The 17,479-nt window shown below is 60.9% G+C and carries 26 protein-coding genes; 12 read left to right on the top strand and 14 right to left on the bottom strand.

From position 1 onward, the window contains the following. Nucleotides 1-461: 461 nt before the first annotated feature. Nucleotides 462-1,169 (bottom strand): YecA family protein, encoded by a 708-nt coding sequence (locus tag JO965_RS43255; protein ID WP_203447751.1) that lies wholly within the window; start codon nt 1,167-1,169, stop codon nt 462-464. Between the two features lie 464 nt (nt 1,170-1,633). Between JO965_RS43255 and JO965_RS43250 the strand changes: the two genes are divergently transcribed. The 3 genes from JO965_RS43250 (at nt 1,634) to JO965_RS43245 (ending at nt 2,637) form a co-directional block, all read left to right on the top strand. Next, the gene (locus tag JO965_RS43250) at nt 1,634-1,963 is read left to right on the top strand and encodes a hypothetical protein (protein WP_203447750.1); all 330 of its coding nucleotides are present in this window, start codon (nt 1,634-1,636) and stop codon (nt 1,961-1,963) included. Next, complete coding sequence (locus tag JO965_RS49230) at nt 1,948-2,184, top strand: HGGxSTG domain-containing protein (RefSeq protein ID WP_305846616.1); 237 nt, start codon at nt 1,948-1,950, stop codon at nt 2,182-2,184. Before JO965_RS43250 ends, JO965_RS49230 begins: the two co-directional genes overlap by 16 nt. A gap of 198 nt (nt 2,185-2,382) precedes the next feature. After that, nucleotides 2,383-2,637, top strand: a complete 255-nt coding sequence (locus JO965_RS43245; RefSeq protein WP_203447749.1) for a hypothetical protein — start codon at nt 2,383-2,385, stop codon at nt 2,635-2,637. 68 nt (nt 2,638-2,705) lie between these two features. On the opposite strand, the gene JO965_RS43240 is transcribed toward JO965_RS43245, so the two are convergent. The 5 genes from JO965_RS43240 to JO965_RS43220 form a co-directional block, all read right to left on the bottom strand. After that, nucleotides 2,706-2,957 (bottom strand): hypothetical protein, encoded by a 252-nt coding sequence (locus JO965_RS43240; protein ID WP_203447748.1) that lies wholly within the window; start codon nt 2,955-2,957, stop codon nt 2,706-2,708. A gap of 279 nt (nt 2,958-3,236) precedes the next feature. After that, nucleotides 3,237-3,557, bottom strand: coding sequence for a hypothetical protein (locus JO965_RS43235; RefSeq protein WP_203447747.1), 321 nt, complete (start codon nt 3,555-3,557; stop codon nt 3,237-3,239). A 266-nt stretch (nt 3,558-3,823) separates the two neighbouring features. Beyond that, nucleotides 3,824-4,258, bottom strand: a complete 435-nt coding sequence (locus tag JO965_RS43230; RefSeq protein WP_203447957.1) for an IS5 family transposase — start codon at nt 4,256-4,258, stop codon at nt 3,824-3,826. Continuing rightward, nucleotides 4,177-4,605 (bottom strand): transposase, encoded by a 429-nt coding sequence (locus JO965_RS43225; protein ID WP_203447746.1) that lies wholly within the window; start codon nt 4,603-4,605, stop codon nt 4,177-4,179. The genes JO965_RS43230 and JO965_RS43225 overlap by 82 nt, the downstream gene beginning before the upstream one ends. Nucleotides 4,606-4,731: 126 nt before the next feature. Next, the gene (locus JO965_RS43220; protein ID WP_203447745.1) at nt 4,732-5,145 is read right to left on the bottom strand and encodes a hypothetical protein; all 414 of its coding nucleotides are present in this window, start codon (nt 5,143-5,145) and stop codon (nt 4,732-4,734) included. A gap of 257 nt (nt 5,146-5,402) precedes the next feature. Here JO965_RS43220 and JO965_RS43215 point away from each other — a divergent pair, with 257 nt between their 5' ends. Then, nucleotides 5,403-5,885: a hypothetical protein gene (locus JO965_RS43215; RefSeq protein WP_203447744.1), complete on the top strand. Its 483-nt coding sequence runs from the start codon at nt 5,403-5,405 to the stop codon at nt 5,883-5,885. Here JO965_RS43215 and JO965_RS43210 read toward each other — a convergent pair. Then, nucleotides 5,882-6,094: a hypothetical protein gene (locus tag JO965_RS43210; RefSeq protein ID WP_203447743.1), complete on the bottom strand. Its 213-nt coding sequence runs from the start codon at nt 6,092-6,094 to the stop codon at nt 5,882-5,884. The two genes, JO965_RS43215 and JO965_RS43210, sit on opposite strands and share 4 nt — an antisense overlap. 296 nt (nt 6,095-6,390) lie before the next feature. On the opposite strand from JO965_RS43210, the gene JO965_RS43205 reads away from it, so the two are divergent. Beyond that, nucleotides 6,391-6,618 carry a hypothetical protein gene (locus JO965_RS43205; protein WP_203447742.1) on the top strand — a complete coding sequence of 76 codons (228 nt, stop codon included), beginning with the start codon at nt 6,391-6,393 and terminating at the stop codon, nt 6,616-6,618. A gap of 14 nt (nt 6,619-6,632) precedes the next feature. Here the strand turns inward: JO965_RS43205 and JO965_RS43200 are convergent, their stop codons facing one another. Next, a complete protein-coding gene (locus JO965_RS43200) occupies nt 6,633-7,043 on the bottom strand; it encodes a response regulator (protein WP_246777304.1) in 411 nt (136 codons plus the stop codon). Nucleotides 7,044-7,203: 160 nt separating this feature from the next. On the opposite strand from JO965_RS43200, the gene JO965_RS43195 reads away from it, so the two are divergent. Then, nucleotides 7,204-7,404: a hypothetical protein gene (locus tag JO965_RS43195; protein ID WP_203447741.1), complete on the top strand. Its 201-nt coding sequence runs from the start codon at nt 7,204-7,206 to the stop codon at nt 7,402-7,404. A gap of 244 nt (nt 7,405-7,648) precedes the next feature. On the opposite strand, the gene JO965_RS43190 is transcribed toward JO965_RS43195, so the two are convergent. From JO965_RS43190 to JO965_RS43175, 4 genes are all read right to left on the bottom strand, one after another. Beyond that, complete coding sequence (locus tag JO965_RS43190; RefSeq protein WP_203447740.1) at nt 7,649-8,161, bottom strand: MucR family transcriptional regulator; 513 nt, start codon at nt 8,159-8,161, stop codon at nt 7,649-7,651. Nucleotides 8,162-9,106: 945 nt separating this feature from the next. After that, nucleotides 9,107-9,295 carry a hypothetical protein gene (locus tag JO965_RS43185; RefSeq protein ID WP_203447739.1) on the bottom strand — a complete coding sequence of 63 codons (189 nt, stop codon included), beginning with the start codon at nt 9,293-9,295 and terminating at the stop codon, nt 9,107-9,109. Nucleotides 9,296-9,324: 29 nt separating this feature from the next. Next, nucleotides 9,325-9,639 carry a type II toxin-antitoxin system RelE/ParE family toxin gene (locus JO965_RS43180; protein ID WP_203447738.1) on the bottom strand — a complete coding sequence of 105 codons (315 nt, stop codon included), beginning with the start codon at nt 9,637-9,639 and terminating at the stop codon, nt 9,325-9,327. A gap of 6 nt (nt 9,640-9,645) precedes the next feature. Continuing rightward, on the bottom strand, nt 9,646-9,900 hold the full coding sequence (locus JO965_RS43175) for a transcriptional regulator (RefSeq protein WP_203447737.1): 255 nt from the start codon (nt 9,898-9,900) through the stop codon (nt 9,646-9,648). 842 nt (nt 9,901-10,742) lie between these two features. Between JO965_RS43175 and JO965_RS43170 the strand changes: the two genes are divergently transcribed. From JO965_RS43170 to JO965_RS48730, 5 genes are all read left to right on the top strand, one after another. Further along, complete coding sequence (locus tag JO965_RS43170) at nt 10,743-11,009, top strand: type II toxin-antitoxin system Phd/YefM family antitoxin (protein WP_203447736.1); 267 nt, start codon at nt 10,743-10,745, stop codon at nt 11,007-11,009. Beyond that, nucleotides 11,006-11,401: a type II toxin-antitoxin system VapC family toxin gene (locus JO965_RS43165; protein ID WP_203447735.1), complete on the top strand. Its 396-nt coding sequence runs from the start codon at nt 11,006-11,008 to the stop codon at nt 11,399-11,401. Before JO965_RS43170 ends, JO965_RS43165 begins: the two co-directional genes overlap by 4 nt. A gap of 213 nt (nt 11,402-11,614) precedes the next feature. Further along, entirely contained in the window at nt 11,615-11,815 is a 201-nt protein-coding gene (locus JO965_RS43160) for a hypothetical protein (RefSeq protein ID WP_203447734.1), read from the top strand. Further along, a complete protein-coding gene (locus tag JO965_RS43155; RefSeq protein WP_203447733.1) occupies nt 11,815-12,093 on the top strand; it encodes a hypothetical protein in 279 nt (92 codons plus the stop codon). The genes JO965_RS43160 and JO965_RS43155 overlap by 1 nt, the downstream gene beginning before the upstream one ends. An 82-nt stretch (nt 12,094-12,175) precedes the next feature. Further along, complete coding sequence (locus tag JO965_RS48730) at nt 12,176-12,349, top strand: hypothetical protein (RefSeq protein WP_246777303.1); 174 nt, start codon at nt 12,176-12,178, stop codon at nt 12,347-12,349. A gap of 62 nt (nt 12,350-12,411) precedes the next feature. Here the strand turns inward: JO965_RS48730 and JO965_RS43145 are convergent, their stop codons facing one another. Continuing rightward, nucleotides 12,412-13,887 carry a hypothetical protein gene (locus JO965_RS43145; protein WP_203447732.1) on the bottom strand — a complete coding sequence of 492 codons (1,476 nt, stop codon included), beginning with the start codon at nt 13,885-13,887 and terminating at the stop codon, nt 12,412-12,414. 51 nt (nt 13,888-13,938) lie between these two features. Between JO965_RS43145 and JO965_RS43140 the strand changes: the two genes are divergently transcribed. Next, nucleotides 13,939-15,285 (top strand): IS5 family transposase, encoded by a 1,347-nt coding sequence (locus JO965_RS43140; protein ID WP_203447731.1) that lies wholly within the window; start codon nt 13,939-13,941, stop codon nt 15,283-15,285. Between the two features lie 14 nt (nt 15,286-15,299). On the opposite strand, the gene JO965_RS43135 is transcribed toward JO965_RS43140, so the two are convergent. Further along, a complete protein-coding gene (locus JO965_RS43135; protein WP_203447730.1) occupies nt 15,300-17,279 on the bottom strand; it encodes an AAA family ATPase in 1,980 nt (659 codons plus the stop codon). Nucleotides 17,280-17,479: the final 200 nt, after the last annotated feature.

Genomic DNA, 17,479 nt, shown 5'->3' with positions numbered 1-17,479 from the left:
CAAGGGCGGCAATCCAGCGATCGTTGTTGCCGATGAGATCACCGTGAGCCGCAAGATCACTGCGGATGACGCCATAAACATATGCTGCGTCGACGGCCGTCGGTCGGGCCAAGGGATATATCTGGGAAGTCTGGACCCGTCACGGGGTTCGTTCTGCCAAAGGGCAGAGGCCTGAGGGAAAAACTGACGGCTCACAATCTGATGAGTCCCCGATCAGCGGCATAAATCCACGCGTTCGAAAGATTGGTCCAACACCGCCTTGCACCATGGCACTGATAGCGGATCGAGGTGCCGCGTCACTATCTGACCTTGGAGCCGCAGCATGTGAGCCCAAAGATGTTCGCTGACTCTCTGCAGTGAGCGTTCCTGTTGCGTTGCTTTTGCCATTCGGCTCTCGTGTTCCGACGCCAACGTTGCGATCCCGGTTCATCTGTGCGGATCGGCAGGAAGGGCGATCCTCATCAGTGCAGTGTGGGTTTGCCGCAGCACCGCTTGTATTTCTTCCCGGAGCCGCAGGGGCACGGATCATTGCGCCCGATTTTGGGGACGGTGCGGCGGTAGGTGGATTGGCCACCCCTGAGCTCTGAGAACATCCGTCGGAGCGGCGCAAAGTAGTGATAGATCCCCGTGACCCCGGCGGCGGCGCCAGCGATGAGTTGCTCGCGCCGGTCCGCATCCACGGGCTCCTGACAAGGGCGCATGGTCGGATCGGGGTCGTGCTCATACGCCAATGCCAAGATCGGGATAAGCCAGCCACCATGATCTTCGTCGTCCAGGAGGTCTGCCCAATCCTCTCTTCGCAGATCCATGCCGCACATGAACCCTCGGGCCCAGTCGTTCGCGTGGGCGACGCCGTGATCGTCCTCGAGCAGCAACGGCAAAAACACATCACCGGATTGCAAGGTCTCGGCGACCAAGGTCCAATGGCGCATGAGGAGATCCAGGAAATCCTTGAGTTCCTGTTGGCTCGAGAAGGCCTCCTCGTCAGCCATTTCGCCTCCCCAAATCTCGGGCAGGTGCTCGCTTGGGTGAACATGAGCGGGGCCGCAGATGAGGGCAGCGAAGAAGCCATCAAGCTCTTCCAAATTCATCGCCTGCTCATTGCGGAACCGGTCGAGAACAGACGACATACGGTCGTATTCCGCGTCTGTCAGGGGTCTTGCAGTCATATGTGCCTCTCAGCGGCTGAAGGTTTGCTCACTCGCGAGTTGGCCGTCATCGCGGGACAGCGCCGTTAATCTCTGCCTCCGTCGGCGACGGCATAGCGGCGCACTGCTCGCAGAACAGCAGTCTAGCGTCAAAAGTCGAATTCAACCCTATGCAAAGTAACGACGGGGCATCACGAGATCAGCGTAAGCATTACTGTCACAGCGAGCGGCCATGCCTACTTACACTGTCTCGATGCAGTCAGTAATCCACAACAGACCTGCCAATTATCGCAGAAAGGCGGCTAGCGATCCACCCAACGGGGACGGTAAATCGTCTTTGGATCAAGAAGGGCCTTACACATGCCGACCTTGCCACAAACCAGCCCATGGGGCGATGAGGCTCCCACCGGCGTCGCCTGAAGGCGGCGACCGGCACCAAGGACCCTGGCCTGCAGGAGGTGCTCGTTCGCCAAGTCCAGGACACCATGCCGGCCTCACCTTGGGCCAATGCAACAAGTGATGCGAGCCTCAGCGAGGCAGCTATTGCGGCCCTGAGGGAGATGGGACCGCAGGATACGGTCGAAGGAATGCTCGCCGGGCAGTTCGTGGCGGTGCATTGCTCGAGTATGGACTGCTTTAAGCGAGCCGCATCCGCGGGCGCCTCGCCCACGGTTCGAGACATGAACCTGCGCCATGCCGAAAAGCTGATGGCCACCGGTCTCTGGCTGCTTGAGGCCCTTGAGCGGTGTCAGGGCAAAGGGCCGGCGCCGTGGCTGATCACCCGCGCAACACAGGGCCTATGCGCAGCAGCCTGAGATGTGGCGCCACAACCCACTCTGGGCTCTCCTGTCAAGCGCCCGCTGTGAGGGGCAAGCGGCGGTGTCGGATGCATGGTGGAGCTTCGGGCACGGGTGCGCCAAAAGAAAGCCGGAACGCGCTCAAAAGCGGGCTGCACACTCGGTCGATGATCGAGCAGCGCCGTGCCGTCAGCGCGTTGTTGCGACGCTCGCGGCACATGCTGGATGAACTGGAGTAGGCCGGCAAGCAGTGACCTTGGATGGCTCTGGTCCTTGGGGTATCCCGCGGTGGCTTGAGGTTGAGGCGGATGCTCGCGGGACCCGCTCTCTGTGTGCGGGAAGGCAGGTCCTCGCGGGGCGATCGAAGGTCTGGCCTGCGGTGGTGGACATTGGCAGTGACTGGTGTCGTTGTCGGATCGGTTAACTGATAACTGGAGGTGCAGCACCCTGACGTCGTCACTCACCCCTGTGGTTCTGACACGGTCGGGCGGATCATCCCACCCGGCGCGGCGAGGAGCGCCGGAGGCGCAGGCGCCCTTGCCGATTTCGGTTGGTCGTTGAGGCCGAAGCGGCTCCGTGTGGCACTGTTCTCTCCCGGCATGGCGCTGATGCACCGCCAGGCATGCTCACCCAAAGCCGAGTTCGGAGGGGTCGAGGCGCTGGCGCAATATGGGGATCCATCGGCGGCATGAGCGCCGTGTTGTGGCGGGTCACTGGATCAGCCGGATGGCTCTGCACCCTGTGGCTGCAATTCAGACGATCAGCGGACCGCAGGGGCCAAGTCGGTGACAAGGATGTCGCTGTTGGACAAGTCTGCGGAAACCTTGCCACTGGCGATTTCGCTCAGGATCACCTGCCGGGCGCGCTCCTTGAATTCGGACCATGAGCTCACCCGCACGCCACAGCCCGCACAAGCAAGATCGGCTGCCGCATGGATGGTGGCCGGGACGCTGATCGAGGGACTGCCGCACGCCTCGCAAGCGAACGGACGAAGGGAGCCGAGCGCGGTCAAGACATCCTCCCTGGTCCGGCTGAATGGGGCGCGCACCGTGGACTGAGCCCACCGGGTTGTCAAATGCCGGCAGGGCAGGGATGTGGTCCAACGGTCGAAACGACTGGGTCGGGGATTGGTCGCATCGCAGAAGGGGCTGGTCAGTTTTGAGGGAAATAGAATTTGCTTGCGCCGGGAGGGCACCTGCTGGCCTGCGCAGCCGTTGCGCTTGCGCGATCCACCGCGGGCACGGTTGCATAGCCGACAAGCACGATCCTCAACATCACAGACCCGCTCGCGTCAGCGCTTGTTCAGCGGGATCACGTTGGCTCCAGTCGTGCTGGTGCCCTTGGCCGGCTTGACCCGGCTGAGGACGGCAGGCGAGACGTTCCACCTCTGCCCGGTGTCGGTGATCACCGTCACGGTCTTCCTGTTGTAGCGCGTCAGCATGCCCTCAAGCTGACCCTGGCCGGGAGGCTGGAAGCTGACCCGGTCCCCAATCTTGAACTCCAGCATCTCCACATGAGCGCGCATCTGGTCGAGAAAGCGCAGGCGCTCGACGATGCGGTGGTTGAGATCGATCAACTCGGCCTCGGTCAGCTGGTCAATGTCGATCGTCATAACAGTGCCTTGGATGAGAACCGGGCTGGGCCCATCGAGCAACTGTCCGGTCAGCGCTGTTGCGTGTCAAGAGTCCGATGCAGCCTTCAAACACTGTCGTGCGGGAAGGCCGTGGTGCCTGGAATGGGGAGAAAAGCGCGAAGAAGGTTCCGATGGATGGAAGGGGCGAAGGATCTCGCTGGCGCAACCCAGCTTCCCCGGCAAGCAGGGTTCGAACCAGACCTTCAGCCGAAGCATCGCGGGGGCGGGGCCGAAGCGCCCGGTTATTAGGTCGTGTGGACGGATTTGATCAGGATGAAGCTCAAAGCAAGAGCAACGAACGAGCCGTAGTTCTCATCAGTCTTCTCGCAGCGTAAAGCAACGCGCTTGAAGCGCTTGAGCTTTCCCATGGTCTGCTCGATGCGAGCCCGTCCGCGGTAAAGCGCCTTAGGGAAGTACTTCGGCTTCTCTTTGGTGGTCGTCCGATATGGAATGGCCGGGCAGATGCCGCGCGAACGGGCGGCCTGTCGGTTGGCCCTCGAGTCATAGCCCTTATCGCCTACAGCAGCCCGAGGCGTGATGTTTGGCCCGAGGTCGAGCAGCGTCTCGAAATGCGGGCTGTCGCTGACCTCACCACCGGTCAGGTGAAAGCCCAGCGGATCGCCATCCCAGTCGGTCTTGAGGTGGATCTTGGTCGAGAAGCCACCCCGGGAGCGGCCCAACGCCTGTCGGCTCTGCCCCCTTTTGCGCCCGCGGCCGAGACATGCGCCCGCACGATGGTGGAGTCGAACATCTGCACCAGATGGGCGGTCCCGCTCAGCGCCGCCAGGGCCTCGAAGAAGGCCTCGAACACGCCGGCCCGGCTCAAGCGCCAAAAGCGCTTCCACACCGAGTTCCAATTGCCGAAGCACTCAGGTAAGGCCCGCCAGGTGATGTTGTGAACCGTGAAGTAGTGCAGGGCCTCAAGGAAGCGCCGATCGTTGCGGCCCTTAGCTCCTCGGCGAGAGCACGAGGCGGCAAACACCCGCAGCACCGTTGCCCAGTCTGCCTCTCTCATCCCCGTCAGCATGGTCGCGCCTCCTGAAGCCGACCCGCTATGAATCATCGCCGCACTGATTTGGGAATCTACCTACCCGTTGTTCGGCTCAATCCGTCCACATGGCCTAGAGAGCCTTCCAGAACTATACTTCGGGCACTAACCGACAGCTTGGGCTGTGCCAGCGTACTTTTCCAAGAGTTCCTCGCGAGTGTAGTATTCCCGCTGTCCATCCCCATCGGCGTCGAGATAGTATTCGAACTTGGCATTGAAGTTCTCATCGACCGCTACGATGTTGACGCCGTATCCATTGCCTTTGCTGAGCATATCGAGCAGTTCCAAGAACCGCACATCCTCATCCGAAGGCGGGCGGAGAGTGACGTGAGGAAAGTCTCCCACGAGAATTTCTGGCGCAGGCTCAGTATTACCGATGGGAGCAGGGATGCTGGTGGTGTGCGAGACCGCGACATCGAAGAGAGTGATGACAGCAGGCTCTGGTATGCTGAAGTCTGGCATATCAAACGTCAGATCGATGACAGGCTCGTCCATGATATAGAAAGGGATATCGTCCATATCGTTCTCCCCACCACAGCGAAAGCGTCCATAGGCTAACGATCTGTGGCAACGCATCCAAGAACGCACGCGACGTAGGACCTGAATGCAAAGGACGTAGGGCGGCACCCATCCTTTCCCCTCTTCGGTCGAGTCTTGGGGCCGAAGAAGTGGGGACAGGTCGGGGACGGGACTCAATCAGGTCAGGCAGATTGGTGGTTTTTGCTACCGAATGCCGGTTATTCCAACCGTCCACTGGGTAGCTCTGGGGAGACGCCATGCCTCGCTTCTTCTTTCACATGCGCTGCAAGGGTCGAGGCGTGAGTTGCGACGAGGCCGGCCTCGATTACCCGGATGTGAAGACGGCCTGGAGCGCAGTGGTGCAGGCTGCCCAAGACCTCAAACGTGTGTTCGCAGCTCGAGGTCGGGATCCACGGGACTATGCCATTGAGGTCACGAATGAGACAGGAGAGGTGACTTTCCGCCTGCCGTTCTCCGAAAACTTGAGGCCGATGTTGCCGCACTCTCACGCCACTTGCAAAATCGTCGGTAGCCATCTCGGCTGGCTGATTTATTGCGACGATGAGTTTGTTGGCGGCTTCGCACAACGGTCTTCGGCTGAGTTGTTGGTCTGGCAGATGGTCGAGACCCGATGCGCCGAGCACAAGGCGTCGCAAATCCTGATGGAAGACGAAGTTAGCTGCGAGAAGCGCCTTTGCCGCTGCTTCAAGGAAGCGCCTCCCGCAACCCTGCTGTCTTAGTCAAAATCCTGATAGCCCCGCTGCCGCTTGAGCCGGTTACGGATTGCGGCAGCGAGTGCAAACACAAGCGCACATGCCGTAACAGTGGCGATCAAGTGGGGAACAAAATGCTCGACCAAGGCTGCTGAGGCGTACCCGAGGTGGTCATGGCTGAAATGACGGATGGTGGCAACGAAGATGCCAGTCATAAATCCCAGGACAGCCGCCATGGGAATGCTCCACGGCTCTCCTGATGCGGGTCTCTTGCGAAGGCTGGTATTCATCGTGACGGCCCAACCCGAACTCTTGCATTCCACCAAAGCCAATACATGACCACCCGATAAGAAAGCTTAACGGATCGCGGCGGCTTTTATTCCCCGCGCGAGGGTCACCCAGTGGTTCTATTGGCAGAGGCCTAATCTGCGGCTAGATACCTGAATAGGACCTTAGCGATACTGATATCCCCTGAGGTCTCGGCCGGGCCGCTTGGACCCGCCTAGCCCGGCCGTGGATTCAGAGGCTATTGATGCGCTGTTACTTTTACTTGGTGAACGGCCACGAGACCGTCCGCGACAATATCGGCATTGAGGTCTCGGACTTGGCCACTGCACGGGAAATGGCCCTGCAGACTATTGAGGAGATCAGGAACGAGGCGATTCAAGTCGGTGCACCATGGCAAGGGTGGCAACTCGATATTGTGGATCCCTCCGGCCGTACCCTCGCATCGATCCCCTTGGAGCCCACCATCCACTGAGTGCATACAAATCGTCAGGCGCTCTGCACCATTGGCGGCTCCACCACCTGCGGCGTGGCCATTTGCCTGAACACGGCGATGATGGTGTTGGGCAGGTAGGGCTTTCCGAGGAACGCGACCCGGTCCGACAAATCGTCAGGGCCAGGGCGCTCCCGGCGCGAGGAAATCACAACGCCGACGCCGGACCAACGCTCCTGGATGGTGCGAGATAGCTTGAGGCCGTTCATGGAGCCTGTCGGCATCTCGATGTCGGTGACCACCACCTGAATGTCAGGGCGGGCCTGAAGGACGGTGAGAGCCTCGTCGGCATTGACCGCCTCGAAGACCTTGAACCCGGCCTCGTCGAGGAAGTCGGCCATGAACATGCGCACCAGGGTCTCGTCTTCCACGACAAGGACCACCATCCGGGGATCGGAAATAGACATATGAAATGGATCTACCAACGACCTAAGAGAACTCTCAACGGAGGAGGATGACCTCAGTTCCCCTGAACAGGGCGTTGTCCCCAAGGCTTCTCGGAAATTCGGAGTAATGTTCTCACGCACACGCGAGGCTGATAAAGCTGGGCGAGTGCGGAGATAACCTATGAAAGATGAGCGTTACGACGAACAGGAGCAACGCGAGAAGCTGAAGGTCACTCAGTTCAACTTATTCGGGAACGAGAGAAGGACCCGTATCACCCTGCTCCTGCTCGCCCTTCTGAACGTGGGCATCCTCGCTCTAGTGGCCGGATACCTCTTCAATTTGTCTTGGGACCCTTACAGCCCCGCCCGCCACCTCTGGTAGCCTGTTCGCCTCGTGAACCTTTAGGAGCAGCCGAGTATCTCTGTACTGTTCCCCAGCGTGCCAAAAGCGGCTTCCACGAAGTTGATTGCCTCTCGGCAACGGGATCCGAATCGCCCGATCCCTGCCAACGGCAGATGTAAAACCGGGTTAGGCTGCAAGCCTTGAACGGAGGGGGTAGGCAAGCCTCGCCCGAGTTAGATGGTTGGGACGGTGGTTTGCCAAGCCGTCCAGGGACGCTCGGAGCTTACTCGCTGGTCTTCTTCTTGGAAGGTGCGCGACGCTTGGGCTTTGAAGCCGCAGCCGGAGCCATGGCGGTCTCCTCCGGCGCTGCAACTGCTTTCGCGGCGGTCTTCCGCCGCTGCTGGCCGAGGCCGCTGCTTCTGGCGAGTTCAGAGCGCTTCTGCGCGTAGTTGGGTGCAACCATCGGGTAATCAGCCGGAAGCCCCCACTTTGCACGATACTCCTCAGCCGTCAGCCCTAGCCTCCCGAGATGGCGCTTGAGCGTTTTGTACTTCTTGCCGTCTTCAAGACTGATCAGGAAGTCAGGCGTGACAGACTTGCGGATCGCAACGACCGGCTGCAACTGCTTCTCAGGCTTCAGCTGCTTGGGAGCGACCAACCTCGCGAGTGCAGCATGTACGGACGCGATCACGGCCGGCAGATCGGCCCGATGGACTGCATTGTTCGCAACATACGATGAAACGATGTCGGCGGTGATGCTAGGAAGATCCGGCTTCTGCTGTTCTGACTGACCCATAACTCATCCAATACCAGGGAAGGCAGGGCGCAATCAGTTAGCCGATTGCGTTGTGGGGTCAAGCCATGGGTACACCGGCACTTGCCGATGGAAATCCGGCACTCCGGTTGAGTGCATCAGGATCGCACAGCAAGACGAGGCGGCCGACCATTGATTCCATCGATCGCCATCCACGACGCCTGGACCGCAAGGAATCATTTCAACGAAGCATAAGATTTTCCCAGATCTGTCGGCTATCCGACTGACGCCACGAGCATCGGACGCGTACGCAGGTTGAACCGGCTCCGTGGTTAGCAGCGGCGGGCCGCACCTTGAAGCGCCCTGGAGACGGTGGCGCTTTCTTCTTATCGGGGGCGCTTGCTCATCGGTCTGGAAGAGAACCCGTGCCTCTCCGGTCCGGTATCGGATCGATGTAGTCTACCGCCCCAAGATACGCCACGAGCGCCCGCGGCCGATTTCCTTCCTGCCGAGGCAGGCGAACGATCCTGATGTAGGACGGTGCGGAGCCAGCTATCGTTTGCAGGCCTGGAGATGCGGCGGCTCCGACTGATGATCGGGACCAGGCAAGGAGAGGCCGGAGATAGTGCCATTTCCGGCCTCTCCTCTTAGCCACGTTGAAACGCGACCGGGCCGGACGCATTGTAGACATGAAGGCTGTCCGTAGCCCAGCCTTCTGGCTCCCAGAAACCGGCCTCCTTGCCCGCATGTCTCGTAGGCAAGGAGGCGTTTCTTTGGCCCATGCCGTGCTAAGCATTCGTCAGTATTCGCGCGCTGGCTGATATCTGCTTCGAAGCCGGTTCTACTACGGCGCGGCGTTCCATAAGCCGACGGGAAGACGTCACGAAACCTTCAAAGCGCGTTCCGTACAACGTCTTCTCGGAAATTCTCGGCCCCGAAACGCCAGAATCCCCGGATCGCTCCAGGGCTTCAAGTGGGGGAGGTTCGTTACTTCGGAAAGTGCAAAGGAAGCGGCGCTGCCGCATGCATGGCGGGGCCGCCGGATCCGGTGCACCCCGCGGCAACCGCCATGCGCTCAAGACCGGGCTGCACACCCGTGAGATGATCGAACAGCGTCAGGCCGTGAGCGCCTTGTTGCGATGCTCGCGCCGATTGCTGGATGGCCTGAATTGACATCCTCCCCTCCGTGAACGGAGGGGAGGATGTCAATATCCAAAGTCGTCCTGAAATCGATCGATCTGATGCATGCGCTCATGCAGGATCGTCACGATGCCGATGTCGCCATTGCTGAGCTTCCGCCAGTAGACGAAGTGCCGCTCATATCGGAAGAAGTAACCATCAACCCCAAACTCGGCCGGAATCGGGCGAGACAACACCTCGTGCGTGTCAATCTTGCCAAAGGCGTCGAACAGCCCGGTGATATACCGCTCGGCCTGTTCGACACCCCATTGGTCGCGTGTGTAGCGGTAGATTTCGTCTAGGCGATGAGACGCTGCCTCCTGGACGCGGACAGAGGCCATGCCGCACTACGCCTTGTTGCGCGTGATGACTTCGGCGGCCGTGAGCGGTTGGTAGGAGGCCTCGGGCGCTGCGAAGGCTCGTGCTAGCTCCGCTTTAAGCCGCTCGAACGCTTCCTGCTCTACCCGCTCCTTGTCGCGCCGGATCAGATCGCGGACGTACTCGCTGACATTCTCGTAGGATCCAGTCTCGCTGACATTCGCGGCGACAAAGTCGCTCAGTGCACCACTGAGCCGGACCGTCATCGTCGTGGTGCGGGACATTACGATGCCTCCTTAGATTGATGTGTCTTAAATATAAACAAAAATGAATACAGAACAAGGCCTGACCCTGCTGCTGCAACCGTCCAGCTTTAGCAGTTGGGGAGTAGGTCTGGTGACGATTAAGACCCAATTCCTGTTCAGCCGACTACGCGCAAGCGTGTCGTCTCGCGTCATCTCCTCGTAGGCCAAGGTGGCCTCCGAGAGAGCCATCGCTTCTCGGTCTCGGCACGCTTATCCCCTGCTGAAACAGGCCGGCGGGTCAGCGCTGTTCGATCCGTATGGCGTTCTCGAAGAAGGAAATCCTGTCCTCCCTCGGGCACTTGGGACAGCCCCTGGCTACGTGACGCAATCGCGCCGGTCCTTGAGTGTACCGAGAGGGTTCGATCATCACCCATCAGAGCCTTTCCCGGTCCGAGGGGGGAGACAAAAGGCCAAATGCCGAAGCCGCACGTCAATGTGTCTTCTGCACTGGGCTTGTCGGTCGCATCACGCCAGCGCCGGTTCGTGAGCCTTCCGGGTTCGGGGTGCGCCCGGGAGGAGCAGCCTGGTTCAATCCGCGGCCTCGCCCGGCAATTGCAGTGCCCTCAAACACGAGCTGACCACGCAGAGCAAGGCTGTGAATGCCCTGCTGCGGCAGTCTCGGACGATGCTCATGGAGATAGGTGGAGCGTAAGGGCTGATGAACCCTGTCGCCGCTGGATCCACTGACGCGGAACGGACAATCGACTGAGCGCCCGAGACGATTCTCCGAGCAAGCTGGGTACACGGATGAGGATCCGAACGGGCAGGCTTGCGCATCGCACAACAGTTGCGTACACATAAGAGTACACAAAGGGATTGTCATGGTTCAACCGCAGAAGGACAAGCAGGTTCGGGTCGGCGTCCGTGAACTGCGGGCGAACCTCAGCCGGCTGCTCCGGCAGGCCCGCCAGGGCACCTCGTTCCTTGTCATGTCGCGCAACGAGATCATCGCCGAGATCCGGCCACCCTCTGGTGCGGAGCGTCCCCGTCGGGTCCCAGGCATGTTGAAAGGCAAGATCCGCATGGCGGAGGACTTCGACCTGCTGCCCGACGACGTTCTGTCCGCCATGGAAGGGAATGGGGATTGAGGATCCTTCTCGATACCCACGCTCTTCTCTGGTGGCTTGAGGGTGATCCGCGGATCGAGCGCCAGGCCCAGGACCTCGTCACCGACCCTGCGAACGACATCTTGGTTAGCATCGCGTCATTGTGGGAGCTCGTGGTGAAGGTGCGCGTTGGAAAGCTGGAGGCCGACATCCGTGACATCGGTGCCGCCATCAACGCTCAAGGTTTCGAAACGCTTGCGATCCGCCCCGAGCATCTTGAGGACCTCATCCGTCTCCCAATGCACCACCGGGACCCCTTCGATCACCTGCTGATCGCCCAGGCCATCGCTGAAGGCCTTACCCTCCTGTCGGAGGACCGGCATGTGTCGGCATATCCAGTGGCCTATGTCACCTGCACCGACAAGGGTCCGTGATGGCTCCCCACCGTGAACGATGGGGCTTCCCGGGCTCACGCCGCGAGAGTTTCTGCTTCATCGGCCGCCGCGGTCGCGATTTGGATATTCACTCTGCTGCAAAATTCACCTTGGGCCGAGCGAATGCCCGCAATGCCGTCTGCGCAACGCAGAACGGCAGTTGCAACCGGCAGCGTCGGACCAGAACCAGACATCTGATCAGCAGGCTGGCGCTTGGAACTGCGGAAGCAAGCCATCGTTTCAATGATACTTCACGGTCTGGGGAGGCAAGCGATGGGCAAAGGCAGTGAGAAGGTGCGCACCAGCGCGAAAAAGAACAAGCTGCGCGAGAAGGCCAAGAGGCTCATCAGCGAAGGAAAGAAGCTGACAGGCGAGCTTGTGAAGTATGATCCTCGCCATAAGAAGGCGACTTGATGGGAAACAAGACAGCGCCCGAAGGCGCCGTGTGGTGCGGCGTTTCCTTGCCCCTTGGCCCTTTGGCGCTCGGGCAAAACCACCTCGCTGTCGGTTCAGGCACGAAACTGCCCTCCCATCATGCGGGAGCCTGCCCGCTTCAGATCGTGCGCCGGGGTCGATCCCGCAGTCCGGGGCCGGCCCGCGTCGTAGTGGCCGATGAAGACCGCCCCGTCGGAATTCTGGCACATGCGATCGGCCGTGCCCTCGATTGGACCCACGACAGCACCACGGGGTGACCATGGGCGTAATCCGGCCTGTGCGGAACAGCCCCGGTGTGGGTCGCGCCCCGCTTCAGGGTTGGCCTGTCAGGCGCTGGCGGTGCAGGGGAAGAAACAGTGTCGGATGCCCGGCGGGGCGGGTGGCTCGGGAGCACTGAACGGCAACCGCCATGCGCTCAAGACAGGGCTGCACACCAAGGAGATGATCGAACAGCGTCAGGCGGTGAGCGCCCTGTTGCGGCGCTCATGCCAGATGCTCGATGATTTAAAGTGAGCCTGCGGGCGCCACTGACCCGTGGACTCATGAGGCATGAGGCACAGATCGAGGGGCTGTTTTCAAACCGCCTTGGGGGACATCGATAGCGTATCCAACAGTGTCCGCGCCATCTGTAGTTCCCGTGTACTGAAGCCTTCGCTGAACCAGCCATAGATCGGTGCTAGGAGATCGTGTGCCTCGGCCACCCGGCTTTGTTCGCGTAACATGTCGGCGAGGCCACATGCAGATTTCAGCTCCCACATGCGAGCTTTCTGCTCACGGGCGATCACCAGAGCCGTGCGGTAGCTCTGTTCAGCCTTGGCCGGTCGTTTGGCCAGCAGGAGTAGTTCAGCACGCGTCCGATAGACCTCCGCGTCGAAGAAATGACTACCCGTCGCATCCGCCCAGGCTGAAGTGGCTTCGAGGATCCGCAGCCCCTCGTCAGGCTCGCCACCGCGGCCATAGGCTCTCGCCAGCACGGCATCGTGCAGCGAGCGTGCGAAGCCTGGCTGCGGGTGCTGGCGCTTGTATTCCATCTGCTCTGGATCGCAGTGGAGCGCCACTGCAACGAGCCGCTCACGTCGGGCGACCATCTCCTTTATCCCGGAGAGACCCCATTCTGTGGCAAGGGCCATGGTCTCTTCGTTCGCCTTCCGAACGCCCTCCCAGTCGTCCATGAGCTCAGACAGGTGGCCCATCATGTGAGTGGCGTGAGCCAAGGTCAGATGATGCCCACGTTGACGCGCGAGGACGAGGGCATCGGCTGCCGCTTGCCTTGCCCGATCTGGATACCCCAGGATCCACAGCGTGCAGGCACCATAAACCAGCAGGAGCGGGCCGAGGCCTAGGTCATCGTATTCAATGGTCGCCTCAGGCCAGGGGCGCTCCTTGTACAGGCTCATCCCGCGTTCCAGGTGCTCTTGTGCCCCTTGAAACGCCCCGAGCTTGTAACAAGCGTTCAGCAGCGCCTGGTGGCCATTGAGCTGGAGGGCCGTGTCGTTTCGAGACTCTCCCAACCTGAGGAGCTCAAGGCCGAACGTCTCTGCGGTGCGCAACTCCCCGTTCGTCACATGGAACGCAAAAAGCCCCTCCAAAATGGAATGCAGCAGGCTATCGTCTCCCAAATCGGCGCAGAGGTCTCGCGCCCGGTAGAGCGCCTTTCCGACTTCTGCCGCGTCCCACCCCTTTGCGCCAGCAGCAGAGTTCCCCATTTGCACCAGCAGCCGCAGCTCATGCCGTTGGCGTTGCTTCTGGTCCTGGATCAGATCCACTAGCGCAAGGCCGCGGTTGGAATGCGCTATCGCCTCCTGATGCGCCTGTCGGCGTGCTGCGTTGTCGGCGGCGAGTTGCCAGTACACGACAGCTCTCTCTGCAAGACGGGCCTCACTCAGATGATGAGCAATGAGCTCTGGTTGACGGATGGTCACATCCGCGTCGCTCTCTTCGAGAATAGCCGCGATCCGCGCGTGATACTCTTGGCGGCGGCTCTTAAGTAGTCGGTCCTGAATAACCCACAACTTGTTGGGACAGAAGGATTCTTCGTCGTCACGAAGCATTGTAAAATGCCGGCATCTGGGGATGGACCCGCTTAAACCTGGTGTTTTGCCATGGGACCCAAGCCGACGCTGCCGAGTTCCGGCGATCTCTACCGCAGCCGTCTCGATCAAATCCTCGATCAGCGTCACGAGCTGTATCGGCTCGCCGTTCTCATCGACTGGCGCCGCTTCGACCACGAGTTTGGTCGCTTCTACCGCCCGCTCGGACGGCCCGCGAAGCCAACGCGCCTGATGGTCGGACTGTCGTATCTCCAGCATACCTTCAACCTGTCCGATGAGGCAGTGGTGCAGCGCTGGATCGAGAATCCGTATTACCAGTGGTTCTGCGGCTGCGAGTACTTCCAGCATGAGCTGCCGTGTGATCCCAGCTCGCTGACGCGCTGGCGCAAGCGGCTCGGACCCGAGGGACTGGAGAAGCTGCTGGCGGCCACGATCCAGGCTGGGCTGGAGAGCGGCGCGGTGCGACCGTCGAGCCTGGAGCGGATCAGCGTCGACACCACGGTGCAGCCCAAGGCGATCACTCATCCCACCGACGCCAAGCTCTATCTCAAGGCCTTGCAGGCTCTGGTACGACAGGCCAAGCGGCACGGCCTCGAGCTGCGTCAGGCCCACACCCATTTGGCCAAACGCGCTGCCGTGCAGGTGGGGCGGTATGCCCATGCCCGTCAGATGCGGCGCATGCGGCGAGAGCTCAAGCGGCTGAAGACCTATTTGGGCCGGGTCTATCGCGATGTCGCCAGGAAAGTCGCCAGTGATGAGGTTCTCTCACGCCGGTTTGCTCCTCTGCTCGGCCTCGTAGAGCGCCTCCTGACGCAGGAGCGCACGAGCAAGAACAAGCTCTACAGCCTGCATGCGCCAGAGGTGGTGTGCATCGCCAAAGGCAAGGCACATCGGCCGTACGAGTTCGGCAGCAAGGTCGCACTGGCGGTGACCAACCGCGAAGGCTTCGTGCTCGCTTCCAAATCGCTGGAGGGCAATCCGTATGACGGCCACACGCTCAACACGACGATGGATCAGGTCGTGGCCATGACTGACGTGGAGCCCTCGCGCATCTACGTCGACCAGGGCTATCGCGGGCATGACTACGCCAAGACGGATCGGGTGTTCATCACCCGACAGCGGCGTGGCCTCACACCGACGATCAAGCGCGAGCTGAGACGCCGGTCTGCGATCGAGCCGATGATCGGGCACATGAAGGCGGACGGGCGACTGGGACGCAACCACCTGCTCGGCGCAGCCGGCGACGCGATCAATGCGCTGCTGGTGGCCGCCGGACATAATCTGCGGCTGATACTGACGTGGCTCAGACTGTTTATCGCTTGGCTCATGGCGGCTCTAATGGGCTCATCCGCGCAATCGGATACTTTCCCCGAACCCTGGAATCCAATTGCCGCCTGAGCAAACTGCATTGTTCAGGGCCGACTAAGTAAGCTTGCATAGGCGGCATCGCACACAAGGGCGTGCTTAAACGTGTAAGTCGCCTCGGGTGGTGCTCCCCGGACGAAGATCAGCCCAGAGGAGATGAGTTGCTCGAGAGCAGCTTGCAACCCGCGTTCCCTCTGAGGGCTGATGCTGGTAAGCAATCCAAAGGTGAACTCACGGCCGATCACGGCCGCTCGCTGGGCGGCCGACTTAGCGTCAGGGAGACGGTCCAGACGGGACATAAGAGTGTCATGGAGGCTAGCCGGAATAACGGAGGGGAGCGGACTACCACCTGCAGGGTCAATTCCCACCCCTGCGTGAGACCTGCTCTCCAGCACTGCCTTAGTAAGCTCTTCCACGAAGAGCGGTATCCCATCTGTCTTCTCAAGGATCTGCTTGAACAGCTCGTCCGGTAGCTTCGCTTCTCCTGCAATTCCTTTTGCAAGTTCGGTGGTCTGCCGCCGACCGAGGCGGTCGAGTGAGATTGGTGTGACATGGGGTCGTCGCTGCCACCCTGCTTCAAACTCCGGACGGAAGGTGATCAAGAGGAGGACACGCTGTGAGGCCATCCGGTCGATGAGCTGGTCGAGTAATTCCAAGGTCGTCGGATCAGCCCAGTGCACGTCTTCGGCGACGATGAGCACTGGCTGCCGCCGCGCAAGGCCGATGAGATACTGGGTCAGGGCTGCGAGTGTGAGCTCCTTCTGCTGTCGAGGATCATGAGCGGGCAGCGGGTATCGCCCATCGGTCGGGATCGAGAGCATTGCGGCTATCAGGGGTACAGATGCCAATGCATTGTTGCTGGTTCGGTCCAGAAGTGTCTCCAGCTTCATCAATCGTTTCGTCGGTGTATCCTCATTCTGGAAACCGGCATGCCTTTCGATCTGCGCAATGAAGGGATGCAGAGGCGAATTGCTGAAGAACGCGGAGCATTGATACTGCACCTGGGCATGCGCGTTGGACTGCAAGCGGTCGAGCAGCTCCCGCACGAGCCGCGATTTGCCTATTCCAGGCTCACCCGAGAGCAGGACCGCCTGCCCCTCACCGTCGCTGGCCTGCTCCCAGCAGCGCATAAGGATCCCAAGCTCTTCGCTCCTCCCGATCAAAGGAGTGGCGCCTCTGCCATGGGCCTCGAAGCGGCTCTCGACTACCCGAGTGCCGACAACCAGCCAAGCCGGGACAGGCGCGGCGAATCCCTTGAGATCCTGTGGTCCCATATCCACGAGCTGGAACTCGCTTCCAAGCAGCCGCCGGGTTGATGCGGCAATCAGCACCCCATCCGGTGGCGCGAGGCCCTGCAGCCGTGCTGCCAAGTTCGGTGTCTCACCCGCGACACTCTGCTCTTGAGCTGATCCGACCCCGATCAGATCCCCCACCACCACGAGGCCGGTCGCGACGCCAACGCGAGCGTGGAGAGGGTCCAGACCAGCAGGGAGCGCAAGGCGAGTGATGTGTTCAACCAGAGCCAACCCTGCGAGAACCGCGCGGCTGGTCTCATCTTCGTGGGCCTGCGGATAGCCGAAATAGGCGAGGACCCCATCACCCATATACTTCGCGAGGAAGCCATCGAACCGGCCGATGATGTCGGCGCACGCTTGCTGGAAGGCCGCGATGATCCCCCGATACTCCTCAGGGTCGAGGCGGTTCGACAGAGCCGTCGAGCCGACCAGGTCGCAGAACATGATGGTGAGCTGACGGCGTTCGGCCTCCGAATGCTGAGGTCGATCAGACCGGACCGGCGCTGCTGATCGTGCAGGGGCAATGGGCAGGCTATCGGAGCGACCGGCCGCATCGTTCAATGCTGCGATGGCGTCGAGTAACTTGCGGCGATGGCCCACCGAGACGATGCCAAGGTCCTTAAGGTCCTCGGCTGTCAGCTGCGCCACGAGTTCAGCATCGATGTCGTTGTCACGGAACGCAGGCTCGTATTGCCCCAGGCCCAGGCTCCGCAGCCAAGCCGCAATATCCACCGCCCGCCTCCGCTCGGTCGCCTCGGCTTCTGCGCGGCCTCAGCATACCGCAGATGAAAGGGAAATGCGCCATGCAGCGGCACGCGGGATAAGACCTGGTGCTAGTGCCGGTGCCGCAGTCGATAGGATCATGCCGGCGGGTACCGGGGCACCTCCGTTCTCAGGAGAAGACCGATCCGCACGGCCTCTCGCGCAGCCAG

Origin of the sequence: Microvirga sp. VF16 (assembly GCF_016864375.1) — a bacterium.
In the GTDB taxonomy this organism is placed as follows: Bacteria; Pseudomonadota; Alphaproteobacteria; order Rhizobiales; family Beijerinckiaceae; genus Microvirga.
This window is presented reverse-complemented; position numbering and strand designations above follow the sequence as displayed.

Bases quoted from the DNA above. Each gene is read 5' to 3' on its own strand.
- JO965_RS43220 (WP_203447745.1), bottom strand. From the start codon at position 5,145: ATGGACGATATCCCTTTCTATATCATGGACGAGCCTGTCATCGATCTG.
- JO965_RS49230 (WP_305846616.1), top strand. From the start codon at position 1,948: ATGCGCAGCAGCCTGAGATGTGGCGCCACAACCCACTCTGGGCTCTCC.
- JO965_RS43175 (WP_203447737.1), bottom strand. From the start codon at position 9,900: ATGTCCCGCACCACGACGATGACGGTCCGGCTCAGTGGTGCACTGAGC.
- JO965_RS43205 (WP_203447742.1), top strand. From the start codon at position 6,391: ATGCGCTGTTACTTTTACTTGGTGAACGGCCACGAGACCGTCCGCGAC.
- JO965_RS43255 (WP_203447751.1), bottom strand. From the start codon at position 1,169: ATGACTGCAAGACCCCTGACAGACGCGGAATACGACCGTATGTCGTCT.
- JO965_RS43140 (WP_203447731.1), top strand. From the start codon at position 13,939: ATGGGACCCAAGCCGACGCTGCCGAGTTCCGGCGATCTCTACCGCAGC.
- JO965_RS43225 (WP_203447746.1), bottom strand. From the start codon at position 4,605: ATGCTGACGGGGATGAGAGAGGCAGACTGGGCAACGGTGCTGCGGGTG.
- JO965_RS43155 (WP_203447733.1), top strand. From the start codon at position 11,815: ATGGGAAACAAGACAGCGCCCGAAGGCGCCGTGTGGTGCGGCGTTTCC.
- JO965_RS43190 (WP_203447740.1), bottom strand. From the start codon at position 8,161: ATGGGTCAGTCAGAACAGCAGAAGCCGGATCTTCCTAGCATCACCGCC.
- JO965_RS43180 (WP_203447738.1), bottom strand. From the start codon at position 9,639: ATGGCCTCTGTCCGCGTCCAGGAGGCAGCGTCTCATCGCCTAGACGAA.
- JO965_RS43200 (WP_246777304.1), bottom strand. From the start codon at position 7,043: ATGTCTATTTCCGATCCCCGGATGGTGGTCCTTGTCGTGGAAGACGAG.
- JO965_RS43145 (WP_203447732.1), bottom strand. From the start codon at position 13,887: ATGCTTCGTGACGACGAAGAATCCTTCTGTCCCAACAAGTTGTGGGTT.
- JO965_RS43235 (WP_203447747.1), bottom strand. From the start codon at position 3,557: ATGACGATCGACATTGACCAGCTGACCGAGGCCGAGTTGATCGATCTC.
- JO965_RS43185 (WP_203447739.1), bottom strand. From the start codon at position 9,295: ATGTCAATTCAGGCCATCCAGCAATCGGCGCGAGCATCGCAACAAGGC.
- JO965_RS43170 (WP_203447736.1), top strand. From the start codon at position 10,743: ATGGTTCAACCGCAGAAGGACAAGCAGGTTCGGGTCGGCGTCCGTGAA.
- JO965_RS43195 (WP_203447741.1), top strand. From the start codon at position 7,204: ATGAAAGATGAGCGTTACGACGAACAGGAGCAACGCGAGAAGCTGAAG.
- JO965_RS43210 (WP_203447743.1), bottom strand. From the start codon at position 6,094: ATGGCGGCTGTCCTGGGATTTATGACTGGCATCTTCGTTGCCACCATC.
- JO965_RS43215 (WP_203447744.1), top strand. From the start codon at position 5,403: ATGCCTCGCTTCTTCTTTCACATGCGCTGCAAGGGTCGAGGCGTGAGT.
- JO965_RS43250 (WP_203447750.1), top strand. From the start codon at position 1,634: ATGCCGGCCTCACCTTGGGCCAATGCAACAAGTGATGCGAGCCTCAGC.